Origin of the sequence: Citricoccus nitrophenolicus, from assembly GCF_047305825.1 — a bacterium.
Taxonomy (GTDB): domain Bacteria; phylum Actinomycetota; class Actinomycetes; order Actinomycetales; family Micrococcaceae; genus Citricoccus; species Citricoccus nitrophenolicus.
Window position 1 is genome coordinate 2205348 of the sequence record NZ_CP063070.1, and the last position, 17392, is coordinate 2222739.

A 17392-nucleotide genomic window follows, 5' to 3' on the forward strand; every position below is an offset into this window, starting at 1 on the left:
GGGCCCGGCTGCCGGGGGTCAGCCCGCGTTGCTGAGGGCTTCCTCGGTGGTCGTTAGCGACTCCTGCAGCTCCGCCGCCGGGGTCTGCAGGAATACCGCGGAGCCGCCGGCCGACTCCTGGGCGCCGTCCAGCACGTCCTGGTTGGTCTGGTAGATCTCCACCAGCTTGTTCAGCACCTCGTTGTCCTTGTCCTCGGCCTTCGTGGCGAAGATGTTGACGTAGGGCAGGGCGGCCGGATCCTCGGGGTCGTCCTGGGCGATGGCGTCCTCGGGGGTCAGGCCGGCGTCCCCCATGAAGTCGTTGTTGACGATGGCGGCGGCGACGTCCGGCAGGGAGGTCACGGTCACGGCGGCGTCCAGGGCGGAGACCTCGACCTTGGACTCCTCCTCGATGATGTCCTCCGGGGTAGAGGAGGCGTTGCCGCCGTCCTGCAGCGTGATCAGCCCCGCCGACTGCAGCACCAGCAGGCCACGGGCCTGGTTCACGGTGTCATTGGGGACGATCACCGTCTCGCCCTCCTGGATCTGGTCCACCGAGTCGTACTTCTCGGAGTACAGGCCCATGGGGTAGATGGCGGTGGCGCCGATCGGCTGGATGTCGTCCCCGGCGGAGACGTTGTAGTCCGCCAGGTACTGGATGTGCTGGAACTGGTTGATGTCCAGCTCGCCCTCGGACAGGGCCGGGTTCGGCTGCGTGTACTCGGTGAAGTCCACGATGTCGAGCTGGATGCCCTCGGCCTCCACGGCCTCCTCGTAGGTGGTCCAGTAGGGCTCGGAGGCGCCCACCACGCCGAGCTGGACCGGGTTCTCCTCGGTGCCCAGTTCGGCATCTGACTCACCGCCGCCGCAGGCGGACAGGGCGAGGGCCCCGGCAACAGCCAGGGCGGAGAGGGAGAGGGCACGGGTGCTGCGGCTGCTGCTGCGAGTCATGGGTATTGCTCCTGTTGTCAAGGGGGTGGCGACCGGTTAAGCGTAGTTTTACGCGCGCTCATGCCGTCATATGCCGACATAAAGGATAGTTCACAGGACCCCGGCGGTCTGTGCCCCCGCTTTCGCGCGGATGCTGCCACTGTGTGACGTGGCCGCACGGCGAACAGACGGGGATTTCGCACTGTCCGTGATGCATCGCAGCCATTTTGACTGCGACTCGTCACGGACAGTGCGACGCCAGTGGCGGCCCAGCCGGCTGACTAGGCCTCTGGCGATGTGGCCAGGATCATGGTCCCAGGCCGCCAAGTCGTTGCCGGGACGGTCATGTTGAGGTCCAGCGCCACAGGGATCCTGCCCAACCGTAGCGATCCTGCCGGGCCACTCCGATGATCGCTGGGGCCCGGCAGGATTGCTGTGGCGGCAAACCTGCCTCAGGCGTTGACGTCCACGATGGTGCGCCCGCGGGTGCGGCCGGCCAGGATCTGCTCGGCGTAGGGGATGGTCTCGGCCAGGCCGATCGTGGAGGTCATGGCATCGAGCTGCTCCAGATCGAGCTCCTCGGCCAGTGCAGCCCATGCCCTCTCGCGCAAGGACCGTGGAGCCTGGACCGAGTTCGCTCCGGTCAGGGTCACCCCCCGCAGGATGAACGGGGTCACGGTGGTGGGCAGGTCCATGCCCTGGGCCAGGCCGCAGGCGGAGACGATGCCCCCGTACTGCGTCTGGGCCAGGATGTTGGCCAGGGTGGTGCCGCCGGCCACGTCGATCGCCCCGGCCCAGCGCTCGGACTGGAGCGGCTTGCCGAGCTCGTCGGAGAGCTCGTGCCGGTCCAACAGCTCCGCGGCACCGAGCCCGCGCAGGTAGTCGCCCTCCTCCTCGACCCGCCCCGTGGAGGCCACCACCCGGTAGCCGCGGCCGGCCAGCAGGGACACGGCCACGGAGCCCACCCCGCCGGCGGCTCCGGTGACCAGCACATCCCCGGATTCCGGGGTCACCCCGGCGTCGGCGAGGTGAAGCACGGAGATCATGGCCGTGAAGCCGGCGGTGCCGATGGCGGCCGCGCGCTCCGGGCTGAGCGCCTCGGGCAGCTTCACGAGGGCATCGGGACGGACCCGCGCCCGGGTGGCGAAGCCGCCGTTGAGGGATTCCCCGGCGCCGTCCCCGTTGAGGACCACGGTGTCTCCGGCTGACCATTTCGAGTCCTCGGAGGCCGTCACCGTGCCGACGATGTCGATCCCCGGGATGATCGGAAAGCTCTGCAGGATGCCCCGGCCGCCACCGTTGATGGCCATGCCGTCCTTGTAGTTGTAGCTGGAGTACAACACGTCCAGCTCCACGGTGCCGCCCTGGCCCACGCCGGTCAGCAGTTCGTCCTCCGCCACCTCCCGGACCTGTGCCTCGGAGCCCTTGGCCTCCACGATCACTGCGCGCATGCGTCCTCCTCTGTCGGATGAATCGAGTGCTGTCTCCACGGCCCACGCTACGGAGGCTCCGCGGATTTCGCACTGACCGTTCCGCCGCACAGTCAACGCGACGGCACGCCGCCCCGGTCCGCACCCCGATCCGCACCCCGGCCCGCACCCCGGGCGACCTCCACGAAGTCGGCTGCCGCGCCGCCGCCGGGCAAGGGGTCCCGCCAGACCGCCTGGAGGGACCTGCCGAGGCTCCGCCCGCGCGTCGGGACCTCCACCAGCTGTCCGGTGCGCAGGGCGCCCTCCACGGCGAGACGGGACAGTACGGCCGGCCCGATCCCCTCCACCACCGCCTGGCAGATCGCCGAGTTGCTGTTGAGCTCCACGAGCGGGGCCGGGCGGTGGTCATCCACGAGCCGGTCCAGGAAGGCGCGCGTGCCGGAGCCCTCCTCCCGCTCCACCAGTGCGGTGACCGCGAGTTCGGCGGGTTCCAGCGGCTCGTCCCGCCGAGTCCAGGCATGGCCGGGGCCGGCCACCACCACCAGCTGGTCCGTGAACACCGTGACGTGCTGCAGCCTCGCAGCCAGGTCCGGCGTCTCCACGAAGCCCAGCCCCACGTCCCCGCCGTCCACCGCCTCGATCACCTGTGCCGAGTTCATCACCCGCAGCCGGGTGGCCACGCCCGGCCGCCGAGCGCGGAAGGCACCGATCCAGCCGGGCAGCAGGTGCTCGGCGATGGTCATGCTCGCCGCGATGGCCAGTTCCTCCTGGCCCCGGTGCGCCAGGGCGTCGGCCCCCGCGGACAGGCGGTCCACGCCGTCGAGCACCTCTCGCGCCCACTCCACGGTCAGCACGCCCTCCTGCGTCAGCGTGGACCCGCGGGTGGAACGGCGCAGCAGCGTGTAGCCGAGCCGCCGCTCCAGTGTGCGCAGGGACCGCGACGCGTTCGACTGCGCGATCCCCGCTGCCCGCGCCGAGGCACTCAGGGAACCGTGGTCCGCGGTGCCGACGAGCAGGCGGAGCATGGTGAGGTTCAGCCAGGAGTCGATGGGCGGGGCGAAGGGCACTTCGGAAGCCATATCAGCATCATATGCCCGTGATGGTCAGCCGGGGGCTACTGCCGGCCCACGCCGGCTGGAATCGTCGAGGGATGCCTTCCCCTGAGACCTCAAGCGGCACCCGAGCCCCCACCGCCGCACGCACCACCGCCGCGGTGGGCCCTCATCCGCCGCGGCGCGCCTCCAGATTCCCGCGCCCGACGCCGGCCCTGCCCGGTCTCGCGGTCTGCCTCGGCGCCGCGGTGCTCGCCTGGGGGCTGGCGCAACTGCTTCCGGGCGTGAGCCCGCTGCTCGTGGCGATCCTGGCCGGGTCGCTGTGGCGGAACCTGGCCCCGGTTCCTCAGGTGCTGGCTCCGGGCGTGACCCTCTCCGCGAAGAAGCTGTTGCGCACGGGCATCGTGCTGCTGGGGCTGCAGGTCCCACTCTCCTCGGTGCTGGACCTCGGCGCCGGGGTGCTGGCCGTGGTGGTGCTCTCCGTGGCGGTGACGTTCCTCGGGACGCTGTGGATCGGGCACCTGATCGGGATCGGCCTCGCCCAGCGGCTGCTGATCGCCTCCGGCTTCTCCATCTGCGGAGCGGCGGCCGTCGCCGGGGTGGACGGGGTCACGCGGGCCAGGGAGGAGGAGGTGGCCACCGCCATAGCGCTCGTGGTGCTCTTCGGGACCCTGATGATCCCCCTGGTGCCGTTCCTCGGCGGACTGCTCGGTCTGGAGGGCCAGACCCTGGGGATCTGGATCGGTGCCTCCACTCACGAGATCGCCCAGGTGGTGGCTGCCGGCGGGGCCGTGGGCGGCGGGGCACTCGCCGTCGCCGTGACCGTGAAGCTGGCCCGCGTGCTGATGCTCGCCCCGATCGCCGCCGGCGTCTCGATCCACCAGCGGCGGAGCGAGCGTGCGGAGATGGCTGCGACTCGTGGGGCCGTGGCCGCAGCGGCTGTGAAGAGGCCCCCGCTCGTGCCCCTGTTCATCCTCGGATTCATCGCGGCGATGGCGCTGCGCACCACGGGCCTGCTGCCCGAGCCCGTACTGGACGGCGCCCAGATCCTGCAGACGATGCTGCTGTCTGCGGCGATGTTCGCCCTCGGGCTCGGGGTGCACCTCAGGAGTCTGTTGCGGCTCGGATTCCGCCCCATCCTGCTCGGGGCGCTCTCCACCGCCGTCATCCTGGCGACCTCGCTGGGAGGGATCGCGGTGCTGGGGCTGTAGGGGCCGGCGTCGTGCCCCCTATCTGCTCGGCCACGCCATTCCTGCCCAGTCACAGCAATACTGCCCAGTCACAGTGATTGTCGCTGTGACTGGGCAGTATCGGCGTGGCCTGCGCGGCGGCTCAGTAGTTCTGCGGCGGGTCCGAGGCGGGGAAGGAGGCCCGGCCCCACTCGTCCGCCCGGGCGTCGTCCTGCTCATGGGCCGCCTGGGCGCGGCTCGCATCGGAGAGCAGCCGGTCCGCCACCTCGGCGTGCGGACTCGTGGCCTCGGTGGTGGTGGTCTGTGCGGCTTCGGTGGATCTCGGGTCAACCCTCGGGTCGCTCATGACGTCTCCCTTCGACTGTCTCCATCATCGTCCGGGGCGGGGCCGCGGCGCACGGTTTGCCTGCCGCCCGACTGCCCGCCTGCCGCCGCCTCCCGCCCGCCTGACTGCCTGCCGCCTGCGCCTCAGCCCCGGTTCTCCACGGGGAGCCGGTCCCGGTGGTAGGTGATGTCCGAGTAGCCGTGTGGGGTGGGGTGGCCGTCCTCGCCGAGGGAGACGAAGACGATCTGCTCGATGGTCAGGATGACCTGGCGGGTGATCATGTTGCGGACCTCGGCGCGCATGGTGAGCGAGGTCCGGCCGAAGTGGGTGGCCTTCAGGCCCATCTCGATCATGTCCCCCTGGCGTGCGGAGGAGACGAAGTTGATCTCCGAGATCAGCTTGGTCACGGCCCGGTGGTTGCCGAGCTGGATGATGGCGTAGATGGCGGCCTGCTCGTCGATCCAGCGCAGCAGGGAGCCGCCGAACAGGGTGCCGTTGGCGTTGAGGTCCTCGGGCTTGACCCACTTGCGGGTGTGGAAGCTGACGCCGTCAGTCGCCGGGTCCACGGCCCCATCCGGGCCGACGGTGGGCATGGCTGCGGTGCGGTCTGCGGGTTGTTCGGTGGTCATGGTCCGAGCGTAGTCCCGGGTTGACGGCAACAGGCAGGCGGGAGGGTGTCGACATACCTATCAGCATAGGTATATGGTGGGGAGTAAGCCCCTTGTGGTGCGGATCACTCCTCCGGTAGTTCACCCCCAGAAAGGACCGTTTCGATGACCGAAACCGTTGCTAACACCAAGTCCCTGCAGGACGTGCTGGACGCGTCCGGCAACACCGTAGACCACCTGCGCAACTCCCAGATCGGCGCCTACATCTACCCCGTGGTGGCACCCGAGTTCTCCAACTGGCGCTCGGAGCAGCGCGCCTGGCGTGAGTCCGCTGTGCTGTTCGACCAGTCGCACCACATGGACAACCTGATCCTGCGCGGCTCGGATGCCATCAAGCTCATCTCGGACACCGCCATCAACTCCGTGGCCAAGTTCCCCGTGAACAAGGCCAAGCAGTACGTGCCCACCACCCCGGCCGGCCACGTCATCGGTGACGGCATCCTGTTCCGCCAGGAAGAGGAGGAGTTCGTGTACGTGGGCCGTGCCCCCGTCACCAACTGGATGCTCTTCCAGGCCCAGCGCGGCGACTACAAGAACCTTGAGATCGTCGAGGACCGCCGTTCCCCGTCCCGCCCCATGGGCAAGCCGGTGCACCGCGAGTACTACCGCTTCCAGATCCAGGGCCCCCGCGCCTGGGAGATCATCGAGAAGCTGCATGGCGAGAAGCTGGAGCAGCTGGGCTTCTTCAACATGTCCTGGATGAACATCGACGGCACCCAGGTCCGCACCCTGCGCCACGGCATGTCCGGCGCTCCGGGTCTGGAGATCTGGGGCCCCTACGCCGACTACGACCGCATCCGCGACGCCATCCTGGCCGCCGGTGCCGAGTTCGGCATCGTGCCCGTGGGCTCCCGCGCCTACCCGTCCAACACCCTGGAGTCCGGCTGGATCCCGTCCCCGCTGCCCGCCATCTACACGGGCGACGGCATGATGGCCGAGTATCGCCAGTGGCTGGGTGCCGATTCCTACGAGGCCAACAACGCCGTGGCCGGTTCCTTCGTCTCGGACAACATCGAGGACTACTACCTCAACCCGTGGGAGCTGGGCTACGGCAACTTCGTGAAGTTCGATCACGAGTTCATCGGCCGCGAGGCACTGGAGAAGATCGATCCGGCCGCCCAGCGCAAGAAGGTCACCCTGGCCTGGGATCCGGAGGACATCAAGCGCATCCAGTCCTCGCTGTATGACACGGAGGGCACCCCCTTCAAGTACTTCGACCTGCCGCTGGCCAACTACGGCTCCTCCAACTACGACGCCGTGGTGGACGCCGACGGCAACGTGGTGGGCGTGTCCATGTTCACCGGCTACTCCGCCAACGAGAAGCGCGCGCTGTCCCTGGCCACCATCAACGCGGATGTCCCCGAGGGCGCCGAGCTGAAGGTCATCTGGGGCGAGCCGGACGGTGGCACCCAGAAGACCACCGTGGAGCCGCACGTCCAGACCGAGGTCTCGGCCACGGTCTCCCCGGTGCCGTTCTCCGCGGTGGCCCGCGAGTCCTACCAGGGCGGCTGGCGCACCGGCTACAAGGGCTGATCACCCCGTAGTCCCGTTCCCCGGCCTCGCCGCCGGGGAGGATCTGAAGCACGACGCCGGCCCGCACCGTTCTCGGTGCGGGCCGGCTGTGCGTTGGGGCACCGGTGCGGTGAGTGGTGCTGGTGGTGCAGGTGGTGGTGCCGAGCGTTGGTGCCTGTGCCGGTTCCGAACGCTCGCGCCTGTGCCGGTGCCGAGCGCTCCAGGATTTCACGGCCGTTTGGTCATTTCAGGGCGGAATTCCAGCATGAAATGACCAGAACAGCGTGAGAGTTGAGAGGAGAGGGGCCTCGCGTGGGCCGGGGCGCAGCGTGGATCGGCGGGTTGTCCACAAGGTTGGACGCCGTCGCCGCTCGGAACCCGGGTTTTTGATGGGATGTCACCATGCTCCTCGATGCCCATGCTGATGCTGATGCTGATGCTGACCGCGGCCTCGATGCCGATGCTGACCGCGGCCCCGATGCCGATACCGACCGCGGCCCCGATCTGACCACGAGGGCACGATCGACCCGGCCTACAGGCCGAGCCGCCGTGCCGTTCACCACGGCCGAGACCTCGGCAGCCGTCGACCTCTTGGCCTCGCCCGAGGGCGGAGGGCTGCTTCCCCGACACCCGGTGGTCCGTGAGGCGGACGGGACGGTGGTGGCCTGGTCCATCCGCATGATCCTGGCAGACCCGGAGGGTGGGCCGCCGAGGTCTCCTCGGACGCTGGCCCGCGCCGCAGAGCAGGGGCGGTTGTTCCGCATCCGGGCGGGTGTCTATGCAGAACCGGAGAGCTGGAACGGCGCGTTCCCGGCGCAGCGGCACCTGGCGACGGCCTTTGCCATCGCGGCCACCCGCCGCCGGAATCCGTCCGTGTTCTGCCGTGAGACAGCCCTCCTGTTCCACGGGTTGGGCTTCTGGTCGGTGCCGACGTCCGTGTGCTCTCGAGCGCGGACGCTGGGGGACTCGGGACATCAGCGGCCGAGCCGGCCCGAGGGCATGAGATACGCACCCTTCCTGGAGGCCCGTCACCTGAAGCCCAAGCAGTGGTTCCGACTGGCGGAGTCGGTGGGCGGTGCCGCCTCGCCGTTCCTGTGGGGCACGGAGAGGATCGTCCTTGCCGGGGTGCCCGTGGTCGTGGAGCGAATGGCGCTGGTCCTGGCCGATGCCATTCCTCGGATGGACCCGGTGGAGGCCGCGGCCATCCTGGACGCACTCATGAGCGGACGGCGCACTGGTGCAGGCGACCACGGCAAGGGGAAGATCGCCACGTGGTCGGAGGAGTCGCTGGACGCCTTGTGGGGTCTGAGTGTGTCGGTGACATCGGCGCAACGGCTCCGAGCCAGGACACGATTCGCGAGCCCCGAGCCCGATTCGGCGGGGGAGTCAGCCAGTCGCGTGGTCATCCGGGACCTCGGCTTCGAGATGCCGGAGCTCCAGCACAGTGTCCATGACCAACAGGGGAGGCTCATCGGGATCGCAGACTTCTGGTGGAAGGAGCGGCGCCTGGTCGGGGAGTTCGACGGGCTGACGAAGTACCTGGGACGCGCCAGCTACTCGGGCAGGTCCGCGGAGGACGTGGTGACGGCCGAGAAGGTCCGTGAGGACTCCATCCGTGCGCAGGGCAATGGCATGGTCCGCTGGCTGGCGAGCGACGTCCGCACGCCCGTCCGCCTGGAGGCGAAGCTGCGTCAGGCCAAGGTCCCCTACGCGCCGCTGGCCACCTGACCGCCCACGGCGCCCTGCGGCAAACCGGAATCACATTTCACAGTGGTTCGGTCAATCCATGGCGGAACTCCGGCATGAAAAGACCAAACCACCGTGAGAGCCCACACGGGTCGGTCGGGGAGAGTGTCAACCGCCTTAGCCCGAACCCACCTCGGCCCCGATCATCCGGCCGCCGCTGTTGAGTTGCAGGGCGCACTGCACCTGACGGTCGCCCTCGGACCAGGAACCCTCGGACGGCGTGTACATGGAGTAGCCGAGGTCGGATTCCGCCGGCGCGGTGCCCGTGAAGGCGGCGAATCGCTCACTGCACCCCGCGTCGGCCAGCTCGTGCACCGTGTCCTCCCCGGGCCAGGACGGCTCGTCCAGTTGGAACAGCGCGTACATCTGGAGATCGTGGGCCACTTCGCACGGCACCACGGACACTTCGTACAACCCCTCGGCGGCGGGCCGGTCGAAGCACTGGCCGGGGGAGAGCTGGAAGATGCTCGTCGCCGAGGCGCTCACGGCGGGCTCGGGCGTCGAGGTGCCCACCAGTTCCTCGCTGCCACCGGGCCCACCGCATCCGGCGAGGGCCAGTGCGAGGCCGAGGGCCGCCGTCGGGCCCTGGAATGCGCGGGGGAGCCGGCGGAGCCGTACGACGCCGGCCGGCGCCAGGGTGCGCCGGGACGGCTGGGGTGCGGGGCCGGGGTGGGTCACGGGCATGCACCTCACTCTAGGACCGGACTGCGGCGCCGCCGGACCCTTGTGCCGGGACCATGTGAGGCGGAGCCTGAGAGTGGACGGCTCGGACGCCGCGACCATCCCGGCCGCACCGGGCCGCAGGGAGCGCACGATGACCGCCACCTATACCTGGGACGTCTTCGCCAGCCTGGACGGATACGGCTCCTACGGTCCGCCGGGCGATTGGGGCGGCTACTGGGGCAAGCAGGGGCCCGAGCTGCTGGAGCATCGGCTGGCGTCCTTCCGGCACGAGCAGCGGATGGTCTTCGGGGCCACGACGTTCCGGGAGTTCGTGGCCATGCTGTCCGCGGCCGGCCCGGATGACGACGTCAAGGACCCCTGGGTCATCCGGATGGTGAATCTGCCGGCCGTGGTGCTGTCCTCCATGCTGTCCCCGCCGCTCGACTGGCCGGACGCGAGGGTGGTCCGCGGCGACACCGCCGACGTGGTGACCCGGCTCAAGGAGGAGTCCGAGGTGCCGCTGCGCTCGCACGGCAGCCTCTCGATGAACCGGGCGCTGATGGCCGCCGGCCTGGTGGACCGCGTCCAGGTGACGCTCTTCCCCGTGATCACCGGCCAGTCCGGACTGGCCCCGATCTTCCGCGGCGCTGAGGACTTCGACCTCGAGTTGCTCGAGAGTCAGACCCTGGACGGCCGCACCCAGGAGTTGGTCTACCGGCCCACCCGGCACGGCTGAGGCGGTTCCGGACCGAAGGCACAGCGCCGGCTGCGCACCCGGGGTGCGCAGCCGGCGTCGTGCTGGTGGCGTGCTGGTGGCGGGCAGGGATCAGCGCTTGGCCTGGAACTGCTGGATCCACTCGGCCGTGGCCTTCATCCCGCCGAAGGTGTAGAAGTGCAGCTTGACGTCACCGTGGGCCTCGGTCAGGCCGGCGTCGAGGTCATTGATCATCTTGTCCGGACCGGCGGTGCCGAGCAGGTTGGTGATGGAGAAGCCGTACTTCTTGGCGATGCCGGCGGAGGTGGAGACGCCGAAGCGGGAGGCGAAGGTCAGCAGGCGTTTGATGCCGGCCGGGCCGGGCACGCCGATGCGGATGGGAAGCTCGATGCCACGGCGGCGGACCTCCTCGATCCAGGCGAAGACCGGGTCCACGTCGAAGCCGAACTGCGTCAGGATGGTCCCGTTCAGGCCCTGCTCCTTCAGCGCGGCGTCCTTGCCCTCGAGGGCCTCCCACAGCTGGGCCTCGGTGATGTCCGGGTGGCCCTCGGGGTAGCCGGCGATAGAGACGTCCGTGATCCCATAGTCCTTGAGCAGGCCGGTGCGGATCATGTCCAGCGAGGAACCGTAGGGGCCCATCGGCTCGGAGGGATCGCCGCCCACGGCGAAGGCGTGGTGGGTGCCCACGCGGTCCCGCAGTGCCGTCAGGTACTCCTCCAGCTCGGCCTGCGAGGTCAGTCGGCGGGCAGAGATGTGCGGCACCGGGGTGTAGCCGAGCTCCTTGGCCGCGTTGGAGGCCTTGACGCGCATCTCGAGGTCCTCGTTGCCCAGGAAGGTGACGTTGATCCGGGAGCCGGCCGGGATGAACGGGGCGGCATCGCGCAGGTCATTGATGTCCTTGTCCTTGCCGGTCATCTCCAGCGAGGGCTCGGTGATGACGGAGGGGCGTCCGGTGTTCGTGGAGGTCATGGTGGTCCTTTGAGGAGACGGGTGCCGGCGGGGAGCGAAGGGCCCTGCGCCGGCCGGGCTGGCTTGGCCACGGCGTGACCGGGCCTTGTGGTACCGGTCACGCCGCGTTGAGCCGAGCCTAATATAACTATCTCCATAGGTATAGGCCCCTCCTGCGCAAAGTGACTTCACCCCCACCGTTGTGACGTGGATGAGTCACTCTGTGCGCGGGAGAGCGCGCAGGAGGATGCGCGGGAGTGCGTGCGGGAAAGTGCGCGGGAGGGCGGCGGTCAGGAACCGGAGCCGTGTGTGGCGTGGGGGGCCATCCAGCGCCTCCGGAACGAGACCAGGCGGAAGCTGAAGACGGCCACCATCACCAGGGCGGCGGTCAGCCAGTTGAAGAGGTCCAGCGTCCACAGCAGCGAGCTGAGCCCGGCGCCGAACAGGGCGGGAACGGCGTAGAGGCCGTGGCGGTTGAAGATCTCGGGGACCTCGTTGGCCACCACGTCCCGGAGCAGGCCTCCGACCACGCCGGTGGCCACGCCCAGCAGGATGGCCATGATCGGGTCGATCTCGGCTGCCAGTGCCGTGCGCGTGCCGGTGACGCAGAACAGGGCGAGCCCGACGGCGTCGAAGACGAGCAGCGTACGGCGCAGCCTCCCCTGGGTGACGAGCCGGAGGTACACCAGCGCCGCGGCGAGCGCCGGGGGGATGAGGTACAGCGGGTTGGCGAAGGCGTTGGGGACGTCCTCGTTGATGATGAGGTCCCGCACCACGCCGCCGCCGAGTCCGGCCAGGAACGCCAGGAACACGGAGCCGATGAGATCGAACTGACGGCGGGCGGCCAGCAGTGAGCCCGAGACGGCGAAGAAGAAGACGCCGAGCAGGTCCAGGACGAGCAGGACCGTCTCGAGGTATGCAGGGACCTCGGGGACCTCGATCATGCGCCGTCCTTTGCCGTCTCCTGTGCCGGGTATGCCGTGGACCCTCAGGATAGGGCCATCCCAGATCTCGGTCCTACCTGCGGATCCGGCGCAGGGCCACCACGAGCAGGAGGACCGCGGCCGTGGCGGTGAACACCGTGGTGCTGGCCACGAGCAGCAGGACCACGCCGGCGAGTCCGGCCAGTACCGCCTGCGCCGCCCGAAGTCCTGAGGAGGTGGGCGGCGGCATCCGGCGTTGCTCACCGGCAGCCAGCGCCCATGCCGCCACGGCGGTGAGCGCGGCGGCCATCCCCAGCCAGAGTGGACGGGTGAGCCACCAGCCGGCGCTGGAGGGCTCGGGCGGCACCAGTCCCGTGCTCATGGCCAGCAGCGCCGTGGCACCGGCCATGGCCAGCAGCACCGGCATGTGCCAGAGGTAGACGGTCATGGTGCGGGCCGTGACGAATCCGGCGACGGCCGCGATGCGGGGACGCGTGCTCAGTCTCGTCAGGGTGGGCCGGAGGAGTGAGAGCAGGGCGGTCTGGGCCACGCCCGTCAACAACAGGGCGAGGGTCGGCGGGTTGAGGTTCTCGATGAGGTCGGGCGAGAAGACCCCCGTGAGGAAGGAGCCGGCCAGCAGGCTGACGGCACCCAGGCCGGCGATCACCCGCGTGCGGTGGCTCAGCGCGCCCAGGCGGCCGTCGGCGAGGAAGAACCCCAGTTGTTGCAGGGTCAGCCACACGAAGGCGAGGTTGAGGAACCCGATCGCCTCCATGCCGGCGACCGCCCGCAGCACCTCGATGACCACCGCGGCCGTGGCCAGGCCGAGGATGCTGCTCAACGGTGCACGATCATGGGCGGCGATGAGGGCCGGCAACAGCGCCTGGCAGAGCAGGAAGACCGCGAGGAACCAGAGCGGCTGGCCGAAACGGAAGCCCGCCGTCTGCACCAGCTCGGAGGGGACCCCCGAGACCACCAGCATCGCCAGGCCCACGCCGGCGGTGCCGATGGAGAGTACGGCAGGCAACAGGAGCCGGTGCACGCGTCCTGCAATGAAGGCCACGGGCGTCCCGCCCCGCTCCCGGAGGCGGCGGTAGGCGATCGACCCGGCGAACCCGCCGACCACGAAGAAGAGCGGCATGATCTGGACCACCCAGGTCAGGGGCGCGAACCACGGTGCCCCCTCGGCCGCATTGACGAACTCGGGGCCCGCCTCGCCAAGCGTGACACCGGCCATCAGGGCGTGCAACAGGACCACGACGACCACGCAGAAGGCCCGCACCAGATCAATGCCGGTATCGCGCCCCGGCGCCAGGGGCGCCAGGGGCGTCTCGGTGTGGTGGGTGCGGCCCGGGGGCGGCTGCACCGGAAGCGTCTGGGTCTGGGTCACCGGGCTCACCGTCCCTGACCGGCCGTTGCGCAGACCATCGGTCCCAGGACAGGGGCGGGGGCCACGTCAACGGCTCGTTCGTCCTGCCGCCGCCGCCGGGCCCCGGCGACACGGTCGATCGCCACGCCGATGACGAGGGCGAGCGCGATGCCCACCACTGCGCTGAGCAGCGGCTGATCGGCCAACCACCGGCCGGCGAGGACTCCGATGGCCCCGCTGTAGCCCGCCCAGGTCACCGCGGCCACCGCGCTGACCGGCAGGAACCGCCGCCACGGGTAGTGCAGCGCGCCGGACGACATGTTCACGGCCACTCGACCCACAGGGATGTACCGAGCGCCGATGATGAACGCGGCCCCGCGGTGTTCGAGCGCCGTCCGCGCACGGTCCACGGCCCGGGAGACCCGCTCGCCCCGCATCCAGCGGAACCGCGTGACTCCCATGCGCCGCCCGATGGCATAGGCGATGGTGTCACCGAGCAGAGCGCCGAGGGCGGCCACCAGGCACAGCAGCAGGACGGTGGGCCAGGACCCGGCGGCGGCCGCCACGGCCGCCGCGGCGACCAGCACGGTCTCGCTCGGCACCGGGGGGAAGAAGCCGTCGATCACCGCCACGGTGAACATGACGAGGGGCAGCCACGGAGAGCCCGCGGCCTGAAGGATGAAGTCGTTGAGGAGTTCCACCCTGTGAAGGTATGGGCGCGGCCTCACCGCGCACATCACCCGGAGGTATCCACCGGCACCCTACCCGGGAGGGGTCATCCGATGGGTCCTCTGCCACCCAGGTCCCCCGCTGGTCCGTGACGGCCAGGCCACCCGGGTGAGGGCGGGGAGGGGTGGTTCCTAGTGCAGGTGGGACAGCTCCTCGGCCAGCCCGATGTAGGAGGCGGGCGTGAGCGCCAGAAGGCGAGCCTCGGCGTCGGGCTCCAGGGCCAGGCCCAGCACGAACTCGCGCATCCGCTCCCCGTCCACGCGGTGGCCGCGGGTGAGCTCCTTGAGCCGCTCGTAGGGGTTGTCCATGCCCTCCACGCCGGCGATGGCCTGCTGGCGCATCACGGTCTGCACGGCCTCTCCCAGCACCTCCCAGTTGTGGTCCAGGTCCTCGGCCAGCACGGCGTCGGCGACCTTCAACTGGGCCATGCCCTTCGTGACGTTGGACAGGGCGAGGACGGAGTGACCCAGCCCCACCCCGATGTTCCGCTGGGAGGTGGAATCGGTCAGGTCGCGCTGCCAGCGGGACTCCACGAGGGTGGCGCCGAGCGAGTCCAGCAGGGCGTTGGAGAGCTCCAGGTTGGACTCGGCGTTCTCGAAGCGGATCGGGTTGACCTTGTGCGGCATGGTGGAGGAGCCCGTGGCACCGGCCACCGGGATCTGCGCGAAGTAACCGATCGAGATGTAGCTCCAGACGTCCACGCAGAAGCCGTGCAGGATGCGGTTGAAGCGCGCGACATCCGCGTACAGCTCCGCCTGCCAGTCGTGCGACTCGATCTGCGTGGTCAGCGGGTTCCAGGTCAGTCCGAGGTGCTCCACGAAGGTGCGGGACACGTCCGGCCAGTTGGCACTGGGCACGGCGGCCAGGTGCGCGGCGTAGGTGCCCGTGGCGCCGTTGATCTTGCCCAGGTACTCCTGCTGCTCCACGCGGCGGAGCTGGCGCTCGAGGCGGTGCACGAACACCGCCATCTCCTTGCCCAGCGTGGTCGGAGTGGCCGGCTGGCCGTGGGTGCGGGAGAGCATGGGGGTGGCGGCCGCGGCGGCGGCCATCTCCCGCAGGGTCCCGACGGCGGCCCGGGCGGCCGGCAGCCACACCTCGCCGATGGCGTCCCGCACCCCCACGGCGTAGCTCAGGTTGTTGATGTCCTCACTGGTGCACGCGAAGTGCACGAGCGGGGTGAGGTGCTCCAGCCCCAGTTCCGGCAGCCGGCGGCCGATGTAGTACTCCACCGCCTTGACGTCATGCACCGTCTCCTTCTCGATGGCACCGAGCTCGGCCACGCCCTCAGCGCCGAAGCCGGTGACGATGGCACGCAGCCCCGCCTCCTGGTCCTCGGTCAGCGCGTGCAGCCCGGGCAGGACCTCGTGATGGGCCAGGTGGATGAACCACTCGACCTCCACGTGCAGGCGGTTGCGGTTCAGTGCCGCCTCGGAGAGGTGCTCGGTCAGCGGCGCCACCGCCGAGCGGTACCGGCCGTCGAGGGGACCCAGCGGGATGCCGGCGTCGGCCAGGGACTGCCGGGCCGGCGTCGTGCCCTGTGGGGTGGGGGAAACGGAGGGCGAGGCGGACGGCTGTGGCGCGGAGGTCTCAGGCATGGGGACATTCTCCCACCGACGGCGCCGGTTGCCGTCATGGTTTCCGGCGGTTACCGGATTCGATGAACCGCGGACGGGTCAGCGCTTGCGATACAGCGCCTTGCGCTGGAAGCGGGGTTCCGAGGTGACCAGAGCTCCGAGGGACCGGAAGATGCCCTCGTCCACGGTGCCCAGGATGGTGGTGGTGTGCACATCGCAGCCGCTGAGGTTCTGCAACTCGTCCACCGCACGCCGAGCGTTCGGATCCGAGGCCGCGGACACCGAGAGGGCGATCAGCACCTCGTCCGTGTGCAACCGCGGGTTCTGCGAGCCCAGGTGCTCCGTCTTGAGGGTCTGGATGGGCTCGATCGAGGTGGGGGACAGCAGGTGGATCTCATCGTCCAGGCCGGCCAGCACCTTCAGCGCGTTGAGCAGCATCGCGGCCGAGCAGCCCAGCAGGTCCGAGGTCTTGCCGGTGACGATGGTCCCGTCAGCCAACTCGATGGCGGAGGCCGGCTCCCCGGTGCGCTCCTCCACCGTCAGGGCGGGGGCGACGACGGCCCGGTCACCCGGGGTGCAGCCGGCCCGGGACATGACCATCGCCACGCGCTCGGAGACATCCGCCTCGGCGTCATTGATCCGTTCGTCCACGAGGGCCTTGTAGTACCGGCGCACGATCTCCTGCCGGGCGGCCTCGCGGCAGACGTGATCATCCACCACGCAGCTGCCGGCCAGGTTCACGCCCATGTCCGTGGGGGAGGCGTACGGGGAGGAGCCGGTGAGCTGGGTGAGCAGGGCCTGGAGCAGCGGGAAGACCTCCACGTCCCGGTTGTAGCTGGTGACCTGCTCCCCGTAGGCGGCCAGGTGGAACGGGTCGATCAGGTTGATGTCATCCAGGTCCGCGGTGGCCGCCTCGTAGGCGAGGTTCACCGGGTGGTCCAGGGGGAGGTTCCAGATGGGGAAGGTCTCGAACTTGGCATAGCCGGCGGCGGTCCCTCGAGCGTGCTCGTGGTACACCTGCGAGAGGCACGTGGCGAGCTTGCCGGAGCCGGGCCCCGGCGCCGTCACCACCACCACGTCACGGGTGGTCTCGGCGAACTCGTTCAGCCCGAAGCCCTCCTCCGAGACGATCCGATGGGTGTCCTGGGGGTAGCCGGGGATCACGCGGTGGCGGGCCACGGTGAGCCCCAGGCGGTCGAGACGCTCGGCGAAGGCCAGGGCCACCTGGTTGGAGTCCTCCAGCTGAGTCAGCACCACGTGCTGCACCAGGAAGCCGCGCTCGCGGAACACGTCCACCAGGCGCAGGACGTCCTCCTCGTAGGGGATGCCCAGGTCAGCCCGGACCTTCTGGCGTTCGAGGTCCTTGGCGTTGAGGCAGATCAGGATCTCCAGTTCGTCCTTGATCCGCTCGAGCATGGCGATCTTGTTGTCCGGCGTGAACCCCGGCATCACGCGGGAGGCGTGGTGGTCGTCGAAGAGCTTGCCGCCCATCTCCAGGTACAGCTTGCCGCCGATCTCCTGGCGGCGCTCGGCGATGTGGCGGGACTGCAGGTCCACGTAGCGGCCCCGGTCGAATCCCACGGGGCGGGCTGGAGCAGTGCTGGCAGAAGGGGCGGTCACCGGATCAACGCTAGCACCG

16 protein-coding genes are annotated in these 17392 nt (G+C 69.8%); 4 read left to right on the forward strand and 12 right to left on the reverse strand.

What is annotated here, in order from left to right; translation table 11 throughout:
• Window positions 1–18: 18 nt before the first annotated feature.
• From IMT31_RS10160 to IMT31_RS10170, 3 genes are all read right to left on the reverse strand, one after another.
• A complete protein-coding gene (locus IMT31_RS10160) occupies window positions 19–930 on the reverse strand; it encodes a MetQ/NlpA family ABC transporter substrate-binding protein (RefSeq protein WP_413542682.1) in 912 nt (303 codons plus the stop codon).
• A 431-nt stretch (window positions 931–1361) separates the two neighbouring features.
• Window positions 1362–2360 (reverse strand): MDR family oxidoreductase, encoded by a 999-nt coding sequence (locus IMT31_RS10165; RefSeq protein ID WP_413542683.1) that lies wholly within the window; start codon window positions 2358–2360, stop codon window positions 1362–1364.
• 92 nt (window positions 2361–2452) lie between these two features.
• The gene (locus IMT31_RS10170; protein WP_413542684.1) at window positions 2453–3418 is read right to left on the reverse strand and encodes a LysR family transcriptional regulator; all 966 of its coding nucleotides are present in this window, start codon (window positions 3416–3418) and stop codon (window positions 2453–2455) included.
• 71 nt (window positions 3419–3489) lie between these two features.
• Between IMT31_RS10170 and IMT31_RS10175 the strand changes: the two genes are divergently transcribed.
• On the forward strand, window positions 3490–4602 hold the full coding sequence (locus IMT31_RS10175; RefSeq protein ID WP_413542685.1) for a YeiH family protein: 1113 nt from the start codon (window positions 3490–3492) through the stop codon (window positions 4600–4602).
• 121 nt (window positions 4603–4723) lie between these two features.
• Here the strand turns inward: IMT31_RS10175 and IMT31_RS10180 are convergent, their stop codons facing one another.
• Together IMT31_RS10180 and IMT31_RS10185 are read right to left on the reverse strand one after the other, a co-directional pair.
• Window positions 4724–4927 carry a hypothetical protein gene (locus IMT31_RS10180; RefSeq protein WP_345362692.1) on the reverse strand — a complete coding sequence of 68 codons (204 nt, stop codon included), beginning with the start codon at window positions 4925–4927 and terminating at the stop codon, window positions 4724–4726.
• Window positions 4928–5049: 122 nt separating this feature from the next.
• Entirely contained in the window at window positions 5050–5499 is a 450-nt protein-coding gene (locus IMT31_RS10185) for an acyl-CoA thioesterase (RefSeq protein ID WP_345362722.1), read from the reverse strand.
• Window positions 5500–5679: 180 nt separating this feature from the next.
• On the opposite strand from IMT31_RS10185, the gene ligM reads away from it, so the two are divergent.
• Window positions 5680–7107: a vanillate/3-O-methylgallate O-demethylase gene (gene ligM, locus IMT31_RS10190; RefSeq protein WP_413542686.1), complete on the forward strand. Its 1428-nt coding sequence runs from the start codon at window positions 5680–5682 to the stop codon at window positions 7105–7107.
• A gap of 528 nt (window positions 7108–7635) precedes the next feature.
• Window positions 7636–8814: a hypothetical protein gene (locus tag IMT31_RS10195; protein WP_413542687.1), complete on the forward strand. Its 1179-nt coding sequence runs from the start codon at window positions 7636–7638 to the stop codon at window positions 8812–8814.
• Between the two features lie 135 nt (window positions 8815–8949).
• Here the strand turns inward: IMT31_RS10195 and IMT31_RS10200 are convergent, their stop codons facing one another.
• Window positions 8950–9516, reverse strand: coding sequence for a septum formation family protein (locus IMT31_RS10200; RefSeq protein ID WP_345362683.1), 567 nt, complete (start codon window positions 9514–9516; stop codon window positions 8950–8952).
• A gap of 130 nt (window positions 9517–9646) precedes the next feature.
• Here IMT31_RS10200 and IMT31_RS10205 point away from each other — a divergent pair, with 130 nt between their 5' ends.
• Window positions 9647–10231, forward strand: coding sequence for a dihydrofolate reductase family protein (locus tag IMT31_RS10205; protein WP_413542688.1), 585 nt, complete (start codon window positions 9647–9649; stop codon window positions 10229–10231).
• A gap of 90 nt (window positions 10232–10321) precedes the next feature.
• Here the strand turns inward: IMT31_RS10205 and IMT31_RS10210 are convergent, their stop codons facing one another.
• From IMT31_RS10210 to IMT31_RS10235, 6 genes are all read right to left on the reverse strand, one after another.
• On the reverse strand, window positions 10322–11179 hold the full coding sequence (locus IMT31_RS10210) for a methylenetetrahydrofolate reductase (RefSeq protein WP_413542689.1): 858 nt from the start codon (window positions 11177–11179) through the stop codon (window positions 10322–10324).
• Between the two features lie 269 nt (window positions 11180–11448).
• A complete protein-coding gene (locus IMT31_RS10215; RefSeq protein WP_413542690.1) occupies window positions 11449–12102 on the reverse strand; it encodes a trimeric intracellular cation channel family protein in 654 nt (217 codons plus the stop codon).
• A 73-nt stretch (window positions 12103–12175) separates the two neighbouring features.
• Window positions 12176–13471 carry an acyltransferase family protein gene (locus tag IMT31_RS10220; RefSeq protein WP_413542691.1) on the reverse strand — a complete coding sequence of 432 codons (1296 nt, stop codon included), beginning with the start codon at window positions 13469–13471 and terminating at the stop codon, window positions 12176–12178.
• Between the two features lie 5 nt (window positions 13472–13476).
• The gene (locus IMT31_RS10225) at window positions 13477–14151 is read right to left on the reverse strand and encodes a DedA family protein (RefSeq protein WP_413542692.1); all 675 of its coding nucleotides are present in this window, start codon (window positions 14149–14151) and stop codon (window positions 13477–13479) included.
• 159 nt (window positions 14152–14310) lie between these two features.
• Complete coding sequence (purB, locus tag IMT31_RS10230; protein ID WP_413542693.1) at window positions 14311–15774, reverse strand: adenylosuccinate lyase; 1464 nt, start codon at window positions 15772–15774, stop codon at window positions 14311–14313.
• 78 nt (window positions 15775–15852) lie between these two features.
• Complete coding sequence (locus tag IMT31_RS10235) at window positions 15853–17373, reverse strand: DUF1846 domain-containing protein (RefSeq protein ID WP_413542694.1); 1521 nt, start codon at window positions 17371–17373, stop codon at window positions 15853–15855.
• Window positions 17374–17392: the final 19 nt, after the last annotated feature.

Coding starts and splice junctions, on each gene's coding strand:
- IMT31_RS10160 (WP_413542682.1), bottom strand. CDS start 930: ATGACTCGCAGCAGCAGCCGCAGCACCCGTGCCCTCTCCCTCTCCGCC.
- IMT31_RS10165 (WP_413542683.1), bottom strand. CDS start 2,360: ATGCGCGCAGTGATCGTGGAGGCCAAGGGCTCCGAGGCACAGGTCCGG.
- IMT31_RS10170 (WP_413542684.1), bottom strand. CDS start 3,418: ATGGCTTCCGAAGTGCCCTTCGCCCCGCCCATCGACTCCTGGCTGAAC.
- IMT31_RS10175 (WP_413542685.1), top strand. CDS start 3,490: ATGCCTTCCCCTGAGACCTCAAGCGGCACCCGAGCCCCCACCGCCGCA.
- IMT31_RS10180 (WP_345362692.1), bottom strand. CDS start 4,927: ATGAGCGACCCGAGGGTTGACCCGAGATCCACCGAAGCCGCACAGACC.
- IMT31_RS10185 (WP_345362722.1), bottom strand. CDS start 5,499: ATGCCCACCGTCGGCCCGGATGGGGCCGTGGACCCGGCGACTGACGGC.
- ligM (WP_413542686.1), top strand. CDS start 5,680: ATGACCGAAACCGTTGCTAACACCAAGTCCCTGCAGGACGTGCTGGAC.
- IMT31_RS10200 (WP_345362683.1), bottom strand. CDS start 9,516: ATGCCCGTGACCCACCCCGGCCCCGCACCCCAGCCGTCCCGGCGCACC.
- IMT31_RS10205 (WP_413542688.1), top strand. CDS start 9,647: ATGACCGCCACCTATACCTGGGACGTCTTCGCCAGCCTGGACGGATAC.
- IMT31_RS10210 (WP_413542689.1), bottom strand. CDS start 11,179: ATGACCTCCACGAACACCGGACGCCCCTCCGTCATCACCGAGCCCTCG.
- IMT31_RS10215 (WP_413542690.1), bottom strand. CDS start 12,102: ATGATCGAGGTCCCCGAGGTCCCTGCATACCTCGAGACGGTCCTGCTC.
- purB (WP_413542693.1), bottom strand. CDS start 15,774: ATGCCTGAGACCTCCGCGCCACAGCCGTCCGCCTCGCCCTCCGTTTCC.